The 16,101-nt window shown below is 67.3% G+C and carries 16 protein-coding genes and 1 other RNA gene; 11 read left to right on the forward strand and 6 right to left on the reverse strand.

Annotated elements, in window-relative coordinates; genetic code table 11:
• The first annotated feature begins 487 nt into the window (after positions 1–487).
• A complete protein-coding gene (locus tag ABS88_RS00625) occupies positions 488–1,024 on the forward strand; it encodes a J domain-containing protein (RefSeq protein ID WP_076077985.1) in 537 nt (178 codons plus the stop codon).
• Between the two features lie 196 nt (positions 1,025–1,220).
• Here ABS88_RS00625 and ABS88_RS00630 read toward each other — a convergent pair whose 3' ends face one another.
• Complete coding sequence (locus ABS88_RS00630) at positions 1,221–2,099, reverse strand: OmpA family protein (RefSeq protein ID WP_104959758.1); 879 nt, start codon at positions 2,097–2,099, stop codon at positions 1,221–1,223.
• A 182-nt stretch (positions 2,100–2,281) separates the two neighbouring features.
• Entirely contained in the window at positions 2,282–2,995 is a 714-nt protein-coding gene (mtgA, locus tag ABS88_RS00635) for a monofunctional biosynthetic peptidoglycan transglycosylase (protein ID WP_083675125.1), read from the reverse strand.
• Positions 2,996–3,041: 46 nt separating this feature from the next.
• Between mtgA and ABS88_RS00640 the strand changes: the two genes are divergently transcribed.
• Positions 3,042–3,854 carry a transporter gene (locus ABS88_RS00640; protein ID WP_286748669.1) on the forward strand — a complete coding sequence of 271 codons (813 nt, stop codon included), beginning with the start codon at positions 3,042–3,044 and terminating at the stop codon, positions 3,852–3,854.
• Positions 3,855–4,136: 282 nt separating this feature from the next.
• Here the strand turns inward: ABS88_RS00640 and ABS88_RS00645 are convergent, their stop codons facing one another.
• From ABS88_RS00645 to ABS88_RS00655, 3 genes are all read right to left on the reverse strand, one after another.
• Positions 4,137–4,844, reverse strand: a complete 708-nt coding sequence (locus ABS88_RS00645; RefSeq protein WP_076076078.1) for a hypothetical protein — start codon at positions 4,842–4,844, stop codon at positions 4,137–4,139.
• A gap of 623 nt (positions 4,845–5,467) precedes the next feature.
• Positions 5,468–6,370: an RNA polymerase sigma factor RpoH gene (rpoH, locus tag ABS88_RS00650; protein WP_067113112.1), complete on the reverse strand. Its 903-nt coding sequence runs from the start codon at positions 6,368–6,370 to the stop codon at positions 5,468–5,470.
• Between the two features lie 80 nt (positions 6,371–6,450).
• Positions 6,451–7,407 (reverse strand): RluA family pseudouridine synthase, encoded by a 957-nt coding sequence (locus ABS88_RS00655; RefSeq protein ID WP_076076073.1) that lies wholly within the window; start codon positions 7,405–7,407, stop codon positions 6,451–6,453.
• Positions 7,408–7,528: 121 nt separating this feature from the next.
• Between ABS88_RS00655 and ABS88_RS00660 the strand changes: the two genes are divergently transcribed.
• From ABS88_RS00660 to ABS88_RS00700, 9 genes are all read left to right on the forward strand, one after another.
• The gene (locus tag ABS88_RS00660) at positions 7,529–8,185 is read left to right on the forward strand and encodes a histidine phosphotransferase family protein (RefSeq protein ID WP_076076071.1); all 657 of its coding nucleotides are present in this window, start codon (positions 7,529–7,531) and stop codon (positions 8,183–8,185) included.
• A gap of 50 nt (positions 8,186–8,235) precedes the next feature.
• Positions 8,236–10,635 (forward strand): chemotaxis protein CheA, encoded by a 2,400-nt coding sequence (locus tag ABS88_RS00665; RefSeq protein ID WP_104959757.1) that lies wholly within the window; start codon positions 8,236–8,238, stop codon positions 10,633–10,635.
• A complete protein-coding gene (locus tag ABS88_RS00670) occupies positions 10,632–11,069 on the forward strand; it encodes a chemotaxis protein CheW (protein WP_067184886.1) in 438 nt (145 codons plus the stop codon). The genes ABS88_RS00665 and ABS88_RS00670 overlap by 4 nt, the downstream gene beginning before the upstream one ends.
• Positions 11,070–11,148: 79 nt before the next feature.
• Complete coding sequence (locus ABS88_RS00675) at positions 11,149–11,523, forward strand: response regulator (RefSeq protein ID WP_067113125.1); 375 nt, start codon at positions 11,149–11,151, stop codon at positions 11,521–11,523.
• 19 nt (positions 11,524–11,542) lie between these two features.
• Entirely contained in the window at positions 11,543–12,661 is a 1,119-nt protein-coding gene (gene cheB, locus ABS88_RS00680) for a chemotaxis-specific protein-glutamate methyltransferase CheB (RefSeq protein ID WP_083675124.1), read from the forward strand.
• Complete coding sequence (locus ABS88_RS00685; protein WP_234002439.1) at positions 12,658–13,518, forward strand: CheR family methyltransferase; 861 nt, start codon at positions 12,658–12,660, stop codon at positions 13,516–13,518. The genes cheB and ABS88_RS00685 overlap by 4 nt, the downstream gene beginning before the upstream one ends.
• Positions 13,519–13,597: 79 nt before the next feature.
• Positions 13,598–14,287 (forward strand): N-acetylmuramoyl-L-alanine amidase, encoded by a 690-nt coding sequence (locus ABS88_RS00690; RefSeq protein WP_076076065.1) that lies wholly within the window; start codon positions 13,598–13,600, stop codon positions 14,285–14,287.
• Between the two features lie 363 nt (positions 14,288–14,650).
• An RNA gene (gene rnpB / locus ABS88_RS00695) (RNase P RNA component class A) lies at positions 14,651–15,035 on the forward strand.
• Between the two features lie 78 nt (positions 15,036–15,113).
• Entirely contained in the window at positions 15,114–15,269 is a 156-nt protein-coding gene (locus ABS88_RS00700; protein ID WP_156483147.1) for a hypothetical protein, read from the forward strand.
• Positions 15,270–15,607: 338 nt separating this feature from the next.
• Here ABS88_RS00700 and greB read toward each other — a convergent pair whose 3' ends face one another.
• The gene (gene greB / locus ABS88_RS00705; protein WP_076076063.1) at positions 15,608–16,099 is read right to left on the reverse strand and encodes a transcription elongation factor GreB; all 492 of its coding nucleotides are present in this window, start codon (positions 16,097–16,099) and stop codon (positions 15,608–15,610) included.
• Between the last annotated feature and the right edge of the window lie 2 nt (positions 16,100–16,101).

The following is a 16,101-nucleotide window of genomic DNA, read 5'->3' on the forward strand; positions in this document are numbered from 1 at the left end:
GATTTTGCCCATGGCTTCGTCGAAAAGTCTTGAAATATATTCATATTCCTACGCCTTTCCTCCTCGCCCTGAGCAAAATCGCTTCAAACCTCGAACGCGGAATTAATGGGTCCTGACCCTAAAGCCACAAAAGCCCCGCATGCATGCATCGAAATTGTGTCCTTTGTGGCTTTACACTCTGATGACATTGAATTGACCCACTTCGTCATTGCGACCCCGGACCTGATCCGGGGGAAGCAATCCAGAGCGGTTTACATGAGCTCTGGATTGCCGCGCGGCTTCGCCGCTCGCAATGACGATTCCAACTCATGTCGTTATGGGCCAAGCGATCGTTTCGCAACAAACCGGAAGGCGCATGGGAACCGACGATGGCAAAGAGCCGAAACGCGGGTCTGGCACGGTGGAATAATGCAGGAAAGCGCTTTCGGGCGCGTCTTTCGGGTGCTGCCGCCTAGCCATCGCGTCTCTCAATCGCTACATGAACGGGATGAACCGCGCCAAGAGATCCGACGACTGGGGTTTCCCCCGCTGGCGCGCCTATGGTGCGTCGCGCGAGGCCCAGAAGGTGCGGATCTGCGACCGCTACGGTTGCGAGGAACCCGGCAACTGTCCTGCGCCCAAGTCGCCGAACAGCCCCGACCGCTGGTATTTCTGCGAGGCGCACGCCGCCGAATATAATCGCGGCTGGGACTATTTCGCCGGGCTGAGCGCCGAGGAGGCGGCCGAGCGCGCCGCCGACGAGGCGCGCGGCGCGCGCAGCTATGCCCGCGCGCAGCATTATGGCTGGGGCGGCCCCGGCGACGGCAGCCGCAGCGCCGACGAGATGCGCGCGCTCGAAGTGCTGGGGCTCGACCCCGACGCCGATTTCGAGGCGACGAAGAAGGCGTGGCGCGGTTTGGCGAAGGAATGTCACCCCGACGTCAGGCCGGGCGACGAGGAAGCGGCGAAGCGCTTCGCGGCTGGGCAGGCGGCGTTCGAGGTTCTGAAGCAGGCCGAGGAACGCAAGAGCTGGAAACCGGCGTAGCGGCGCTGTTGGGCGTCGTTTTGGATTGAAGCACCCCGTCATTGCGAGGAGCGCAGCGACGAAGCAATCTCCAGCTATCGGCATCGCAGAACGATAGCTGGAGATTGCTTCGCTGCGCTCGCAATGACGAAGCTAAACAACGCCAGCCGGCACCGCCCCGGAAATATCGGGGCGGGCAGCGCCCACCCCGCGTGTCTTACAGGCCGTCGAGGCCCTTGCTGACCAGTACGTTCACCGCGACGCGGCGGTTCTGCGCCTTGCCTTCGATGGTGTCGTTGCTGGCCGCCGGGTCCGCTTCCGCCATCCCGGTGGGGGTCAGCATGCGATAGGGTTTCCAGCCGCAGGCCTGCTGAAGATGATTGACGACGCGGCCCGCCCGCTTTTCGCTGAGCTGCTGGTTGAACTCCTGGCTTCCCGTCGAATCGGTGTAGCCGACGACGAGCAGCAGCGCGTTGTCCATCCCCTCGGCCTGGCTGGCCGTGGCGCACAGCTCGGCCTTCGCCTGTTCGGACAGCACGGCCTTGCCGACGTCGAAGTTCACGTTGGTCGTGCCCTTGACATTATACTGGTCGATGTCGCCCATGCGGCCGCGCAGCGCCTCCGTCGCCGCCGTCTGTTCGGCGAAGCGCTGGTCGGTGCCGGTGCGGATCATCGACGCGGTCCTGAGGTCCTTGTTCTTGAGGTCGACCTCGCTCGCCACCAGGCCGCCGTCCCACTGCAGCGTCTCCACCGTCACCGGCAGCCCGTTGAGCAGCGAATCGGCGGCGAGCTTGTTGCGGTTGAGGCCCAAGAAGCCCCCCTTGGACTTGATCCGGGTGTTGTCGGTGATCGCGATGACCGTGTTGGCACCGTCGGCGGTCGTGACCTGCATCCGGTTGCCGCTGCGCGCGGAGATGATGCCCTCGATCTCCGGCCCCTTGGTCATCTCCGCCTCGGTCGGCAGCGTGCCATAGACGGTCGTCATGACGTCGCCCTCGGACGCGTCCTGCGGCTGCGCTGCCAGGCCGACCGTCGCCGGTGCGGCCAGCATGGCGAGCAGCAACGCTATTCGGGAATTTCTGGAAACGGCACCCATGATATCACTCCTTCAATGAGCCGCCCCCGCGTTCAGGTCGCCCTTTCCGGCACCTGCGGAGTCCCTGCAAGAGCGCGCGATTGCTTGCGCCGGTAATTGGAGTGCATTGTGCGGCGAACCGATGGCGAACGGTGTTTGCGGCGTCCTTTCGCGCGTTTCGGGCCTATGCCGACGGCGCGTCGCTAGTCATAGACGCAGGCATCGAGCCCGTCGCGCGCGACGACGCCGATGCGGGCGCGGATCATGTTGCCGTACCGGCGCGTGAAGCCCGACGGGCTGATCGCCTCGCGCTTCTTGGGCAGCGGCAGGATCGCGGCGATGCGCGCCGCTTCGGCGGGCGTCAGCCGGCTCGCGCCATGCTTGAAATAGCGCTGCGCCCCCGCCTCGACGCCATAGGTGCCGATGCCGGTCTCGGCGATGTTGAGATAGACCTCCATGATCCGCCGCTTGCCCCAGATCTTTTCGATCAGGAAGGTGAACCACACCTCCGGCACCTTGCGCAGATAGCGCGTCCAGCCGCTGCCCTGCCACAGGAAGGCGTTTTTCGCCGTCTGCTGGCTGATCGTCGATCCGCCGCGGATTCGCTTGCCCTGCGCGTTGCGCTCGATCGCCTGCTCGATCGCGGCGCGGTCGAAGCCGTTGTGACTGCAATATTTGCCGTCCTCGGCGGCGATCGCGGCGCGGACCATGGTGCGGTCGATCCGCGACAGGCTGGTCCAGTCCTTGGTGATGCCGTTGCGGTCCGCGAGCATGGTGAAGGTCACCGGCGGCGGCACGACGGCATAGAGGAGCACCCAGAGGACGGAGAAGAGCAGGGCGCCGACCAGAATCTTGAGCGCGGTCCCGAAGAACCGCCCCATGGTGGATTTCGCCCGCGTCCCGCTTTTCCTCGCCATCGAAGCGGCCTAGTCGAGTGCGATGCAAAGGAAAAGTCCCGATCGCATGTGTCGATTCGCCATGCTGCCGCCCGCGTTTGTCCTGATCGCCCTGTTAGCGACAGTCGCCCCGGCGGCGGCGCAGGAACCGCGTGCGCTGTGCCCCGACCGGCCGGGGCTCGGCACCCCCGCCTGCACCGTGGAGGCGGGGTCCATGGTATTCGAACTCGGTATCGGCGACTGGACGCGCGAGCGCGACGGCACGCTGCACACCGACACGGTGACCGCGGGGGAGGCGTTGCTGCGCGTCGGCCTGACGCCTTCGACCGAGGTGCAGGTCGGCTGGACCGCGCTCGGCCGTGTGCGCGAGCGCGATACGGTTGCGGGGACCGCGGCCGGCCGGACCGGGACGGGGGACGTGACGCTGGCGCTGCGCCGCAACCTGCGCAACCCCGACGGCTCGGGATTTTCGCTGGCGGTCATGCCCTATGCGAGCCTGCCGGTCGGCGGCCGCGCGCTTGGCGCCGGCGACTGGGGCGCGGGCCTGCTGATCCCGGCGAGCGTCGATGCGGGGGCGGTTTCGCTCAGCCTGACGCCGCATGTCGACGCGGCGGTCGACGCCAACGGCGACGGCCGCCATCTCGCCTATGGCACGGTGGCCGGGGCGGGTTTCGCGGCTTCGGACGCGATATCGATCGCGGCCGAACTCTCCTTCGTGCGCGACCGCGATCCTGCCGGGCACGACAGCGAATGGCTCGCCGGTCTGTCGGCCGGATGGCAGCCGGACGACGACAGCCAATGGGACATCGGCGCCAATATCGGCCTCAACCGCGCCAGCCCCGATTTTCAATTCTATTTCGGCTTTGCGCGCCGTTTCTAGATTCTGTCATGCTTGGCTTGAATGTGCCTCAACCAGAAGCGGAAAAGCGCAAGCTTCCCGACGGCGCGGGAGCATATCACTTTGAAGCATGATCATCTTTGAATGAAACCTGCTGATTTATAGGCGTATCCCCGCGCAGGCGGGGACCCAGAGCGATCTTGCGCCAGCCTGCCCCGAATCCCCGCCTGCGCGGGGACACACAAATGTTTCAGTCAAAGCGGATTACGCTCCTGGGAACGGGGCCGCAGGCCGGAGCGTACGACGGCCGCCATTCTCGCCGGTTCAGGGCTTCGGCGGGTCGCCGTCTTTCCCGTCCGGCGCGGCGCCGGCATCGTCGCCGGCCCTGTCCTTGCTGGCGTCCTTGCTGTCGTCCTTGGCGGCATCGATCGCGTCGTTCGCCTTCGCCGCCGCATCTCTGGCGGCGTCGCCTGCCTTGGCGGCGGCAACCTTGGCCGCGTCCGCGGCATCGGCGGCGAGCGAGCGCATCTTGGCCTCGGCTTCGGCCTCCTTGCCGCTCATCACCAGCCACGCCATCACGCCCGCCGCGATCAGTGCCAGCAGCGCGAGCCAATAGCCGAAGTGCCAGTCGATCTGGATCATCGACAGCGCCGCCTGATCGAGTCCGCCGTTGCCGCCGCCATTCTTGGCCGCTTCGGCGGCGATCGCGTCCTTGCTGTAGCGCCACGTCCCGATCAGGATCAGCAGCAGCGCCGCCGCCGAGGTGCCGAGCACCAGCTTCGCCGTTTCGCGCCCGCGCGTGAACAGCAGCACCAGCCCGCCGACGATCGCGAGCAGCGCAAGGATCAGCCACAGGTTCATCGCGGCCCCGTCACCGCTGCTCGATGCCCGGCCCATCGTCTTGATGCTGCCGAAAGCCAGGCCGAACCCGCTCGCCTCGGCGATCTTCTGGTTGGAGCAACTGACCGTCATCCACGGCAGCAGGAAGGCGAGCAGCGCAATGCCCTTGGGTATCCGGATCCATTTCCACATGATGAGTCCCCCTGTAGCGGTGACGAAGCGTCGGGAGGGGAAGCTAATCCTTTGCTCCCGCCTGTCAATTCACGCCGCGAGCAGGCGGTGACGCAGCCCGGTTGGTCGGGGTCGGAAAAATTCGGCCATCCCCGATCCCGTCATGCTGGACCTGGAGTGCGATGACATCGAATGGACTCGTCATTGCGAGCGGCGAAGCCGCGCGGCAATCCAGAGTAGCGCAAACCGCCGCGGATTGCTTCCCCCGGAATCAGATCCGGGGTCGCAATGACGAAGCGGGTATGGCTGTGGGGATTCGGATTTCGGCACGGTTTCTCTCTTTCGTCACCCTGAACTTGTTTGGCGTTTATACCTTGGAGACAGGGACGCTGGTGATCCCCGGCGAAAGCCGGGGTCCATGCGAGGCAGGCGCACGTAGCTGGACCCCCCGGGGAACAGGTTTCTACCTGTCGAAAGGAGCTTGTTTCAGCATCCGTGGCCAGCCCTCCCGCTTTGCGCGGCATCTGCCGCAAGCGCGAGTCATGAATGCCGAAACAAGGCGAGCGTGACGAAGGAAACAAGTGTCGCGCCAGCCCGACCTGCGTCGAACGGCGTCACTCTCCGGAGTATGAGAGCCCCGCCGGTCAGGTCGCGATCAGCCGCCGTTCGCCGGCGAGCTTCAGCATCGCCTTCTGCAGCTTTTCGAACGCGCGCACCTCGATCTGGCGGACGCGCTCGCGGCTGACGTCGTAGACCTGGCTCAGGTCCTCGAGCGTCTTGGGGTCGTCGGTCAGGCGGCGTTCGGTCAGGATGTGGCGTTCGCGGTCGTTCAGCGTTTCGAGCGCTTCGCTGAGCAGCGCGTGGCGCACGTCGCGTTCCTCCGCCTCGGCGACGCGCTCGTCCTGCAGCGGGCCTTCGTCGCCGAGCAGATCCTGCCACTGGCTGTCACCGTCCTCGCCCATCGGGACGTTGAGCGACGTGTCGCCGCCCATCGCCATGCGGCGGTTCATGCTGACCACCTCGTCCTCGGTGACGCCAAGGTCGGTCGCGATCTTCGCGACATGTTCGGGGCTCAGGTCGCCGTCCTCGAACGCCTCGAGGTTGTTCTTCATCCGGCGAAGGTTGAAGAACAGCTTCTTCTGCGCCGCAGTGGTGCCCATCTTCACGAGGCTCCACGACCGCAGGATGAATTCCTGGATCGAGGCGCGAATCCACCACATCGCATAGGTGGCGAGGCGGAAGCCGCGGTCGGGGTCGAATTTCTTCACCCCCTGCATCAGGCCGATATTGCCCTCGCTGATCAGCTCGCTGACCGGCAGGCCATAGCCGCGATAGCCCATCGCGATCTTGGCGACGAGGCGCAGGTGCGAAGTCACGAGCTGCGCCGCGGCCTCGTTATCGTCATGTTCCTGGAACCGCTTCGCGAGCATATATTCCTGCTCGGGCGTCAACAGGGGGAATTTGCGGATTTCGGCCAGATAGCGGTTCAGGCTCGCCTCACCGCCGAGCGCGGGCACCACAGCCGGAACGTTGCTTTTATTCGCCATTGGTAAAGTGTCTTCCCTAAAACCTGAAAATATCCTGCCGCGGTTGGCTCCGGCGGTCAAAATAGATTTTCATTCGAAACCTAAACGCGCAGTTCGTCGATCAGTTCCCGCATGTCCGCGGGCAGATCGCTGTCGAGTGCGATCCTTTTGCCAGTTACTGGATGAATAAAACCCAAATGGGCCGCGTGCAATGCCTGCCGCTCGAAACCCCGCGCTTTCAGCACGTCCGACAGCGGCTTGCGGGTGCGGCCATAGACCGGGTCGCCGACCAGCGGATGCCCGATATGCGCCATGTGGACGCGCACCTGGTGGGTACGGCCGGTTTCGAGCCGGCATTCGACGACCGTCGCACCGCGCAGGGGCTCGATGGTGCGATAATGGGTGACGGCCTGCTTGCCGCGCCCCGCGGGCACGACCGCCATCTTCTTGCGGTTCGTCGGCGAGCGGCCGAGCGCCGCCTCGACCGTGCCGTTCGCGGGCATCGGGCGGCCGGTCGCGATGGCGAGATAGCGGCGATCGATGCTGTGCGCCGCGAACTGCTTCGCCAGTCCCTCGTGCGCCTTGTCGTGCTTGGCGGCTACGATCAGCCCGCTGGTGTCCTTGTCGATGCGGTGGACGATGCCCGGCCGCGCCACGCCGCCGATTCCCGACAACTGCCCCGCGCAATGGTGGAGCAGCGCGTTGACCATCGTCCCGTCCAGGTTTCCTGCGGCGGGGTGGACGACCATGCCCGCGGGCTTGTCGACGACGATCAGATGCTCGTCCTCATAAGCGATGACAAGGTCCAGGTCCTGCGCGACGTTGTGCGCGGGCGCGGGGGTCGGCACGCGCACTTCCAGCGTCGCGGGCGCCGCGGCCTTCGCCGCCGGGTCCCACAGCACCGTGCCGCGCGTGTCGGCGACCCGGCCGCCCTTGATCAGCGTCTTGACGCGCTCGCGCGACAGGTCGGGCAGCGCCTCGGCCAGCGCGCGATCGAGCCGCAGCCCGGCCGCGCTGTCCGCCAGCGTCACGGTCAAGATGGCGTCGTCCCCCTGCATCGGGGTCGATGTGGCTTCGGCGCGTCGAAATTCAAGGGGATCGCGCTTGCCCTTCGCCCCTTCGCTGCCGTAGGAGCGGCAGCGGACCGGGCCCGGTCCGCCCTGGGGGGAGCCTTCATCCATGACCGACGATCGCGTCGATTTCGCGTCCATGCTGGCCTCGCGCCTGTGCCACGATCTGCTCAGCCCGGTGGGCGCTTTCGCCAACGGGCTCGAACTGCTCGCCGACGAGCAGGACGCCGAAATGCGTGCGCGCGTGTTCGACCTGCTCGAACAGAGCGCGAGGACGTCGGCCAACAAGCTCAAATTCTTCCGCCTCGCTTTCGGTTCGGCAGGCGGGTTCGGCGACGCGGTGCCGCCCGACGAGGCGAAGGCGGCGATCGAGGGGATCATGGCCGACCGGCCGATCGAGCTGAACTGGATGATCGCCGACGAGCCGCTGCCCAAGCCGGCGGTCAAGATCATCCTCAACCTCGCGCTGATCCTCGTCGATGCGCTGGTGCGCGGCGGGCGGCTCGACATCGGCTGCGAAAAGGCGGGCGAGGGGATCGAGATCGCGCTGCATGCCGAGGCCGAGCGCATCCTGGTCGATGCCGATGTCGAACGCCTGCTTTCCGAAGGCGAAGGGGCCGCCGCGATGACGTCGCGCACCGCGCCCGCCGCGCTTGTCCAGGCGGTCGCGGCGCAGAATGGCGGCACGGTGATGCTCGCGCGCGAAACGCCGACCTCGCTGCTCGTCGGGGCGGTGCTCAAGGGGGCTAGGCAAACCCTCCGTTAACCATTGTCGGCCATGGTGCGCACAGGATTTTGGGGCGCACCGATACCGCGATGGACGATCTGCTGAACGATTTTCTGACCGAGACGTCGGAAATCCTTGCCGAAGCGGCGGGGGCGATCGTCGCGTGGGAGGCCGACCCCGCCGATCGCGAGCGGCTCGACGCGATCTTTCGGCTCGTCCACACGATCAAGGGCAGTTCGGGCTTTCTGGCCCTGCCGCGCGTCACGGCGCTGTCGCATGCCGCCGAGGATGCGCTCGACCAAGTCCGCCGCGGTAACCGCCCGGCCGACGCCATGCTCGTCACCGCCGTGCTGGCGATCGTCGACCGGCTGAGCGAGCTGTGCGACGCGCTGGGCCGCGACGGGGCGGAGCCCGCGGGCGACGACGGCGCGATCATCGCCGCGCTCGACGGCCGGCAGTCCGATGCCGATCCGGCGGTCGAAGTCGCGGGCATCCCGCTTCGCCGCGAGGACGACCTGCTTGCCGACGGGCAGGGGTGGCGCTCGATCCGGGTGCCGCTGCCGCTGCTCGACAGCGTGATGACGGGGGTCACCGACATCGTCCTCGCGCGCAACGAATTCACCCGGATGCTGCGCGAATCGGGGGCCGATCCGGCACTGATCGCCTCGTTCGACCGCTTGTCGGATTCGATCGCCGGCATGCGCCATTCGGTCAGCCAGATGCGGATGCAGCGGATCGACAAGCTGTTCGCGCCGCTGCCGCGGATCGTGCGCGACCTGGCGCAGGAAACGGGCAAGAAAATCCGCTTCACGACCAGCGGCGGCGAGGTCGAACTCGACCGCGAGATGATGGAGAATATCCGCGATCCGCTGATCCACATCGTCCGCAACGCGGTCGACCATGGCGTCGAGGCGCCCGCCGACCGCGCGGCGGCGGGAAAGGACATGACCGCGACCATCGTCGTCGCGGCGCGCCAGTCGGGCAACCAGATCGAGATCGAGGTGCGCGACGACGGCCGCGGCCTGTCGCCCGACGCGCTGGTCGCCAAAGCGATCGCGGCGCGGATTCTGACCGCGAGCGACGCGCGCGCGCTGACGCCCGCCGAACGGCTCGGCCTGATCTTCCGCCCCGGCTTTTCGACCGCGGCGCAGGTGACGGCGATTTCGGGACGCGGCGTCGGCATGGATATCGTCAAGGCCAATGTCGAGAAGATCGGCGGCGTCGTCGAACTGCGCAACGAGGAGGGGCGCGGCCTGTCGATCCTGCTGCGCGTGCCGATGACGCTGACGATCATCTCCGGCCTGATGGTGCGCGCCGCCGGGCAGTATTTCGCGATTCCGCGCGGCGCGGTGCGCGAGATCCTGCTCGAAAACAGCGATACGGTGCGCATCGACCGCGTCGGCGGCGGCGAACTGGCGACCGTGCGCGGACAGCGCTACCCCCTGCTGCGGCTGGAGGAGGTGCTCGGCTGCCCGCGCGATGCGGAGGAGGATGACGACGACCGCGCGCTGGTGATCGTCCGGCCGGGGCAGGGGCAGAGCTATGCGCTGAGCGTCGCGGCGATCCACGATCAGGAGGAACTGGTGATCAAGCCCGCGGCGCCGATCATCATGGCGACCGGTCTTTATGCCGGCACGACGCTGCCAGACAATGGGCAGCCGGTGCTGCTGCTCGACGTGCAGGGACTGCTGGCCGCCGCGGCGATCGACGCGGCCGAGGCGGAACGCGGCGAAGCCGCCGCCGCCGAGGAGGCCGCCGCCGCGGCCGCGGCGCGCGACGCGGCGCAGCTTCTGCTGTTCCGCGATACCGATGGCCGGACGCGCGGCGTGCGCCTGTCGGTGATCGAGCGCGTCGAGGAAGTGCCCGCGCTCGCCCTGTTCGAAAGCGCCGGGACGGTGCGGGTCCAGATCGGCGACGATATTTTCCCCGTCCACGCCGACGCGCTGCCCGAAGGCCATGGCACGGTGAAGCTGCTGCGCCTGTTCGATGGCCGCACGGTGCTCTGCTATCCGGTCGCGGCGGTCGTCGACATCGTGCGGCTGCCCGACGCGGTGCAGCCCGCCGCGGCGCCGGGGCTGGTCGCCGGCGTCGTGCTGATCGGCGGCGAGCCGGTCGAGCTGATCGACCCGTTCTGGCTGATGGAACGCCACGCGGCCATCCTCACCCCGTCCGTGGAGGAGGCCCGCCGGCCGCTGTGCCGCATCGCCGACGATGCCGACGGCTGGGGCGGCAATTTCCTCGCGCCGATCCTGCGCGGCGCGGGCTATCGCGTCGTGTCCGACGGCGATGCCGGCGAAGGCGAGGCGCCCGACGTGCTGCTGTGCCTTGCCGCCGACGACGGGCTTTGCGCGCATGGCGGCGGCATCCCGGTGATCCGCCTGCGCGCTTCGGCGGCGACGGCCGGACCGGCCGACGAAACCATCTATCGCTACGATCGCCAGGCGCTTCTCGATGCGCTGCGCCGGCATGTCGGGGGAGGCCGGCCGTGATCGACAGGCTCTATCTGGTCGCGCGGATCGCCGACACGCGCGTCGCGCTGCGCAGCGACGCGATCAATTCGGTCGTCACCGTCGGCCAGCCGGTCGCGGTCCCCGCCGCGCCGCCGCATGTCGTGGGAATCTTCGCGCTGCGCAGCCGCGTGCTGACGCTGATCGACCCGCATGTCGTCGTCGGCCTGCCGGCGGTTCCCGTCGCGCCCGGCCAGCGCGTGATCGTCGTCGACGTCGGTGGACACGGCTATGCGCTGCTCGCCGACGCGATCGAGGATGTCTGTTTCATCGCGGCGCCCGAAACGCGTGTCGCGGGCAAGCTGCTGCCCGGCTGGGCGCGGGTCGCGGATGCGATGATAGAGCATGACGGAGCGTCGCTGCTCGTCGTCGACCCGGCGCATTTCATCGCCGCGCCCGCCGCGCGGGCGGCCTGACGGGATGCCCATCATGTTAACGCGCTGCATACCCCTTTGGCCTAGGGTGGCCGAAATCCCCGGGGGTCGGAGGTAGAAAATGTCGAAATCCTGTCTGGTCGTCGATGACAGCAAGGTCATTCGCAAGGTCGCGCGCCATATCCTTGAAAGCATGGCTTTTGCGGTCGATGAAGCGGCCGATGGCCAGGAAGCGCTGCGCTTCTGCCGCGCCAACCGGCCCGACGTGATCCTGCTCGACTGGAACATGCCGGTGATGAGCGGCATGGAATTCCTGGGCGCCTTCAACGATCTCGATTTCGGGCACGACGAGCGCCCGCGCGTCGTCTTCTGCACTACCGAGAACAGCATCGACCATATCCGCGCGGCGATCGAGGCCGGCGCCGACGAATATGTGATGAAACCGTTCGACCGCGAAACGCTCGAAGGAAAGCTGCAACTCGTCGGCGTTGCCTGAGGCTGTTCGAGACCGCCGCATGACCCGGCCGCAACCCCGCCCGAACGATCCGCCGCCGGAAGAGGCCGGCCCGGTTCCGCGCGACGTGCGCGTGATGCTCGTCGACGACAGCCTCGTCGTGCGCAGCATCCTCGAACGCATCATCGAGCAGCGGCCGGGGCTCAGCATCTGCGCGTCCTTCGCCTCGGCGCAGGATGCGCTCGCCTGGCTGGCGCGCGAACCGGCCGACGTCGTCGTGCTCGACCTCGAAATGCCGGGAATGACGGGCATCGACGCGCTGCCGCTCATCCTCGAGCGCGCGGCGAATGCGCGCGTGCTGATCCTGTCGTCGAATTGCGTCGAGGGCGGATCGGCGGCGATCGACGCGCTGGCGCTCGGCGCCAGCGACACGCTCGCCAAGCCTGGGCGCGGCAGTTTCTCGGGCCGCTTTGCCGAGGTGCTGACCGATCGCATCCTCTCGCTTGGCCAGCGGTCGCCGGCGATCCCCGCCGCGGCGCGCGCCGTCTGCCGTCCGGCGCGGCTCGCGGCAGCGCCGGTGATCGATGCCGGCCAGCCGCTCGAATGCATCGCGGTGGCGGCTTCGACCGGCGGCATTCCGGCGTTCACGACCTTTCTCGCGCACCTCGATCCGCGCATTCGCGCGCCGATCCTGCTGACGCAGCATCTGCCCGACGCCTTCATGGAATTCTATGCACGGCAGATCGCGACGCTGACGACGCGCCGTGTCCATGTCGCGACGGCGGGGATGCCGGTCGAGGCGGGGCATATCTATCTGGCGCCGGGCGACGCGCATCTGGTGGTCGTCGCCAACGGTCGGCGGCGCGAGATCGCGCTCGACCGGCACCCGGTCGACAATGGCTGCTGTCCTTCGGCCGACCCGATGCTGGCGTCGGTCGCAGAGGTCTATGGCGAGGGCGGCGTCGCGGTGATCCTCAGCGGCATGGGGCGCGACGGCGCGCAGGGAGCCGCGCGCCTGAAGGCGGCGGGCGGCACGGTTTTCGCGCAGGCGCCCGAAAGCTGCGTGATATGGGGCATGCCCGGCGCGGTCAGTCGGACCGGGATTGCCGCGGCGACGCTCAACCCCGACGCGATCGCGCTGATGCTGGGCGGCAGCCTGGCGGGACGGTCGCGGCGATGATGGGCGGCGGCACGGCCAGCGAATCGGCCTATCGCGTCCTGATGAGCGTGCTCGAATCGCGCACCGGCCAGACGCTGTCGCCGAACCGCATCTGGCGGATCGAGATGTCGCTGAAACCGGTGTTGCAGCGGCACGGCATCGCCGACCTCGACACGCTGGTCGCCGCGCTCGTCACCGCGAACGGGCGGCAACTGCTCGACGACACGGTCGATGCGATGCTCAACAACGAGACCTTCTTTTACCGCGAACACAGCGTCTTCGACGATATTGCGGAGAAGGCGCTTGAATATCTTCGCGTGGTGAACGCGCGCCGGCGGCAACTGACGATCTGGCATTGCGGCGTATCGACCGGGCAGGAAGCCTATTCGATGGCGATGCTGCTCGCCGAGCAGGGCGAGCGCTGGGCGGGCTGGCGCGTCGACGTCATCGGCACCGACGTCAGCCACCACGCCATTTCGCGCGCGCGGGTCGGGCTCTACAGCCAGTTCGAGATTCAGCGCGGGTTGCCGGTGCAGCGCATGGTCCGCTGGTTCGACCAGACCGAGGCGGGATGGCTCGCCAAGGCCGACCTGCGCCGCCGCGTCGACTTTTCGGTGCAGAACATGCTGATCGACCGGCCGCCGCTGGCCGCGCCGGCCGACCTGATCTTCTGCCGCAACCTGCTGCTCTATTTCGCGATGCCGATGCGGCAGAAGGCGTTCGCGCGGCTGCGCGCGATCGCGGCGCCGCAGAGTTTCCTTGTCCTCGGCGCCGGCGAGACGGTGCTCGGGCAGACCGACCAGTTCGTCGCCAGCCCGCGCCTGCGCGGCCTGTACGAACCGGCCGACCAGCAGGTGCGGCGCCCCGTCGCCGCCTGACCTTGCTTTTTGCGCCCCGCTGGCGCAGGGGAAAGAGCGGTTCCGCGCCGGGCCGGAACAATAATGGATCGCGAGAGGCATGGGCGATTTTATCGAACGCTGGTCCCCCAATTTCGACGAGCGCGCGCTGCCCATCTCGATGATCGTCCTGCATTACACTGGCATGAAGACCGGCGCCGAAGCCATTGATCGGCTTGCCGATCCCGCGGCGAAGGTTTCGGCGCACTATGTCGTCAGCGAGGATGGGCAGATCACCCATATGGTGCCCGAGGACAAGCGGGCCTGGCACGCCGGCAAGTCGCATTGGCGGGGCGTGCGCGATATCAATTCGGCCAGCGTCGGCATAGAGATCGTCAATCCGGGGCACGAATATGGCTATGTGCCCTTTCCCGACCCGCAGATCGCCTCGGTCGTCCGGCTCGTCCATCTGATCAAGGACCGCCACGGCGTCACGCGCGGCAATGTCGTCGGCCATTCGGACATCGCGCCGACGCGCAAGCAGGACCCGGGCGAACTGTTTCCATGGCACGAACTGGCGCGCCGCCGCCTCGCGCTGCCGCGCCCGACCAAGAAGCTGACCGATCCCTTGTGGACCGATGCGGGCTTCCTGCTCGCGCTCGAGCGCTTCGGCTACGACGTGACCGACGGCTTCGCGGCCACCGTGGCGTTCCAGCGCCGTTTTCGTCCCGAACTGATCGACGGCACGATCGACGGCGAATGCCGGGCGATCCTGCTCGCGCTGCTCTTGCCGCAGCCCGAGGGGGATTGAGCGGCGGGGTTCGGCCGGGAGCCGACCTATCATTCATCGTCACCCCGGACTTGATCGGCAATTATCCCTTTTAGACAAGTCACTGTTCCCCGGCGAAAGCCGGGGACCAGATGGCACAGCGCTACCACGCATGGACCCCGGCTTTCGCCGGGGAACAGCTACCTACTTGCCTGAAGGGTATATATCCCACTTGATCCCGGTCCCGCTTGATGCCGAAGACCGGTCGATGCCCCAAAAAAGCGGAATCCCGAATCAAGCCCGGGATGACGGAAGTGGAGGGGAGCTATGTCGGTTCCCCACCCCAAAGCCGACACTCCTACAATCGCTCGCAATTGCCCGCCATCCGCGCTATATGGCGCCCTGCCAGAGGGTCGGGCGATCGCCGCCGCGCAAGCGGGGGAGGAAAGTCCGGGCTCCACGGAAACCACGGTGCCGGATAACGTCCGGCGGGTCCGCTTTCGGGCGGGCTCAGGGAAAGTGCCACAGAGAGCAGACCGCCAAAGGCTTCGGCCCGGCGAAAGGTGAAAGGGTGCGGTAAGAGCGCACCGCGCGGACGGCAACGGACGCGGCACGGCAAACCCCACCGGGAGCAAGGTCGAATAGGGATGGCAAGAGGCAACTCAGGGCTGGTTCCGGCCCCGCCGTCCGGGTTGACTGCTTGAGCGTCCGGGCAACCGGCCGCCTAGAGGAATGATCGCCCATCCCCGCAAGGGGTGGACAGAACCCGGCTTACAGACCCTCTGGCGCCATACTCTCCCCACCTGCGCTGGAACCGCGCTTGCGGGCGGCGCGTTGCCTTTGCAGGCCAACGATAGGGAGCCCGGTCATGAAAGTCGTCGACGAACATGTCGAAGTCACCGATGAAGAAGCCACCAGCGCCGTCAAGGGGCACAATGTCCGCTATGTCCTCGCCATATCGCTCGCGGCGGTGATCGTCGTGCTGTCGGCGATCTGGATCGTCCCGGCGCTGCTGCAGCCCTGAACCCTCTCTTCCCTTCGTGTCGAGCGAAGGCGAAATACGAAGGGAATAAAGGAAAAGAGGCGGATTCGGCGGCGCTCGGCGGGCTGTCTCGTCCGTTCGTCATGCTGAACTCGTTTCCGCATCCATGGCCGGACCTCCCCTTTTGTACCGCATTTCATGCGAGGGCAGGCCACGGACCCTGAAACAAGTCGGCAATTATCCCTTTTCGACACGTCACTGTCCCCCGGCGAAAGCCGGGGCCCAGATGGCACAGCGCTACCTCGCATGGACCCCGGCTTTAGCCGGGGAAGAGGGTGGTGACGGGATAGACAGGGTAACGCGCAGACGGTGCTTCAACCTCATCCCGCGCCGGGATAGGCGATCGTCATCACTTCCCATTCCTTCGGGCCGGCGGGAAGCTGGACCGTGCGCAGGTCGCCGACCGCCGCGCCGCGCAGCGCGCGGGCGAGGGGGCTGTTCCAGCCGATCCGCCCGGCGCCGGCGTCGGCTTCATCGTCGCCGGTCAGCGTGACCGTGCGCCGCATGTTGTCCTCGTCGGCAAGCTCCACGGTGGCGCCGAACCAGATGCGGTCCCGGTCGGGCTGCGCCGCCGGATCGACGACGCGCGCCGCCTTCATCCGCCGCGCGAGGAAGGCGAGCCGCCGGTCGATTTCGCGCAGCCGCTTGCGGCCGTAGATATAGTCGCCGTTCTCGCTGCGGTCGCCATTGCCCGCCGCCCAGCTGATCGTTTCGACCAGCTTCGGCCGCTCCCCGCCCAGCAGCGCGTCATATTCGGCGCGCAGCGCGGCGAAGCCCGCCGGGCTGATGATGTTGCTCCTGTCCCCCGCCACGG

The organism is Sphingopyxis sp. SCN 67-31 (assembly GCF_001725095.1).

What these genes read in the sequence shown, in the direction of transcription:
- ABS88_RS00625 (WP_076077985.1), top strand. Translation starts at nt 488, where the DNA reads ATGAACCGCGCCAAGAGATCCGACGACTGGGGTTTCCCCCGCTGGCGC.
- ABS88_RS00630 (WP_104959758.1), bottom strand. Translation starts at nt 2,099, where the DNA reads ATGGGTGCCGTTTCCAGAAATTCCCGAATAGCGTTGCTGCTCGCCATG.
- mtgA (WP_083675125.1), bottom strand. Translation starts at nt 2,995, where the DNA reads ATGGCGAGGAAAAGCGGGACGCGGGCGAAATCCACCATGGGGCGGTTC.
- ABS88_RS00640 (WP_286748669.1), top strand. Translation starts at nt 3,042, where the DNA reads ATGTGTCGATTCGCCATGCTGCCGCCCGCGTTTGTCCTGATCGCCCTG.
- ABS88_RS00645 (WP_076076078.1), bottom strand. Translation starts at nt 4,844, where the DNA reads ATGTGGAAATGGATCCGGATACCCAAGGGCATTGCGCTGCTCGCCTTC.
- rpoH (WP_067113112.1), bottom strand. Translation starts at nt 6,370, where the DNA reads ATGGCGAATAAAAGCAACGTTCCGGCTGTGGTGCCCGCGCTCGGCGGT.
- ABS88_RS00655 (WP_076076073.1), bottom strand. Translation starts at nt 7,407, where the DNA reads ATGCAGGGGGACGACGCCATCTTGACCGTGACGCTGGCGGACAGCGCG.
- ABS88_RS00660 (WP_076076071.1), top strand. Translation starts at nt 7,529, where the DNA reads ATGACCGACGATCGCGTCGATTTCGCGTCCATGCTGGCCTCGCGCCTG.
- ABS88_RS00665 (WP_104959757.1), top strand. Translation starts at nt 8,236, where the DNA reads ATGGACGATCTGCTGAACGATTTTCTGACCGAGACGTCGGAAATCCTT.
- ABS88_RS00675 (WP_067113125.1), top strand. Translation starts at nt 11,149, where the DNA reads ATGTCGAAATCCTGTCTGGTCGTCGATGACAGCAAGGTCATTCGCAAG.
- cheB (WP_083675124.1), top strand. Translation starts at nt 11,543, where the DNA reads ATGACCCGGCCGCAACCCCGCCCGAACGATCCGCCGCCGGAAGAGGCC.
- ABS88_RS00685 (WP_234002439.1), top strand. Translation starts at nt 12,658, where the DNA reads ATGATGGGCGGCGGCACGGCCAGCGAATCGGCCTATCGCGTCCTGATG.
- ABS88_RS00690 (WP_076076065.1), top strand. Translation starts at nt 13,598, where the DNA reads ATGGGCGATTTTATCGAACGCTGGTCCCCCAATTTCGACGAGCGCGCG.
- ABS88_RS00700 (WP_156483147.1), top strand. Translation starts at nt 15,114, where the DNA reads ATGAAAGTCGTCGACGAACATGTCGAAGTCACCGATGAAGAAGCCACC.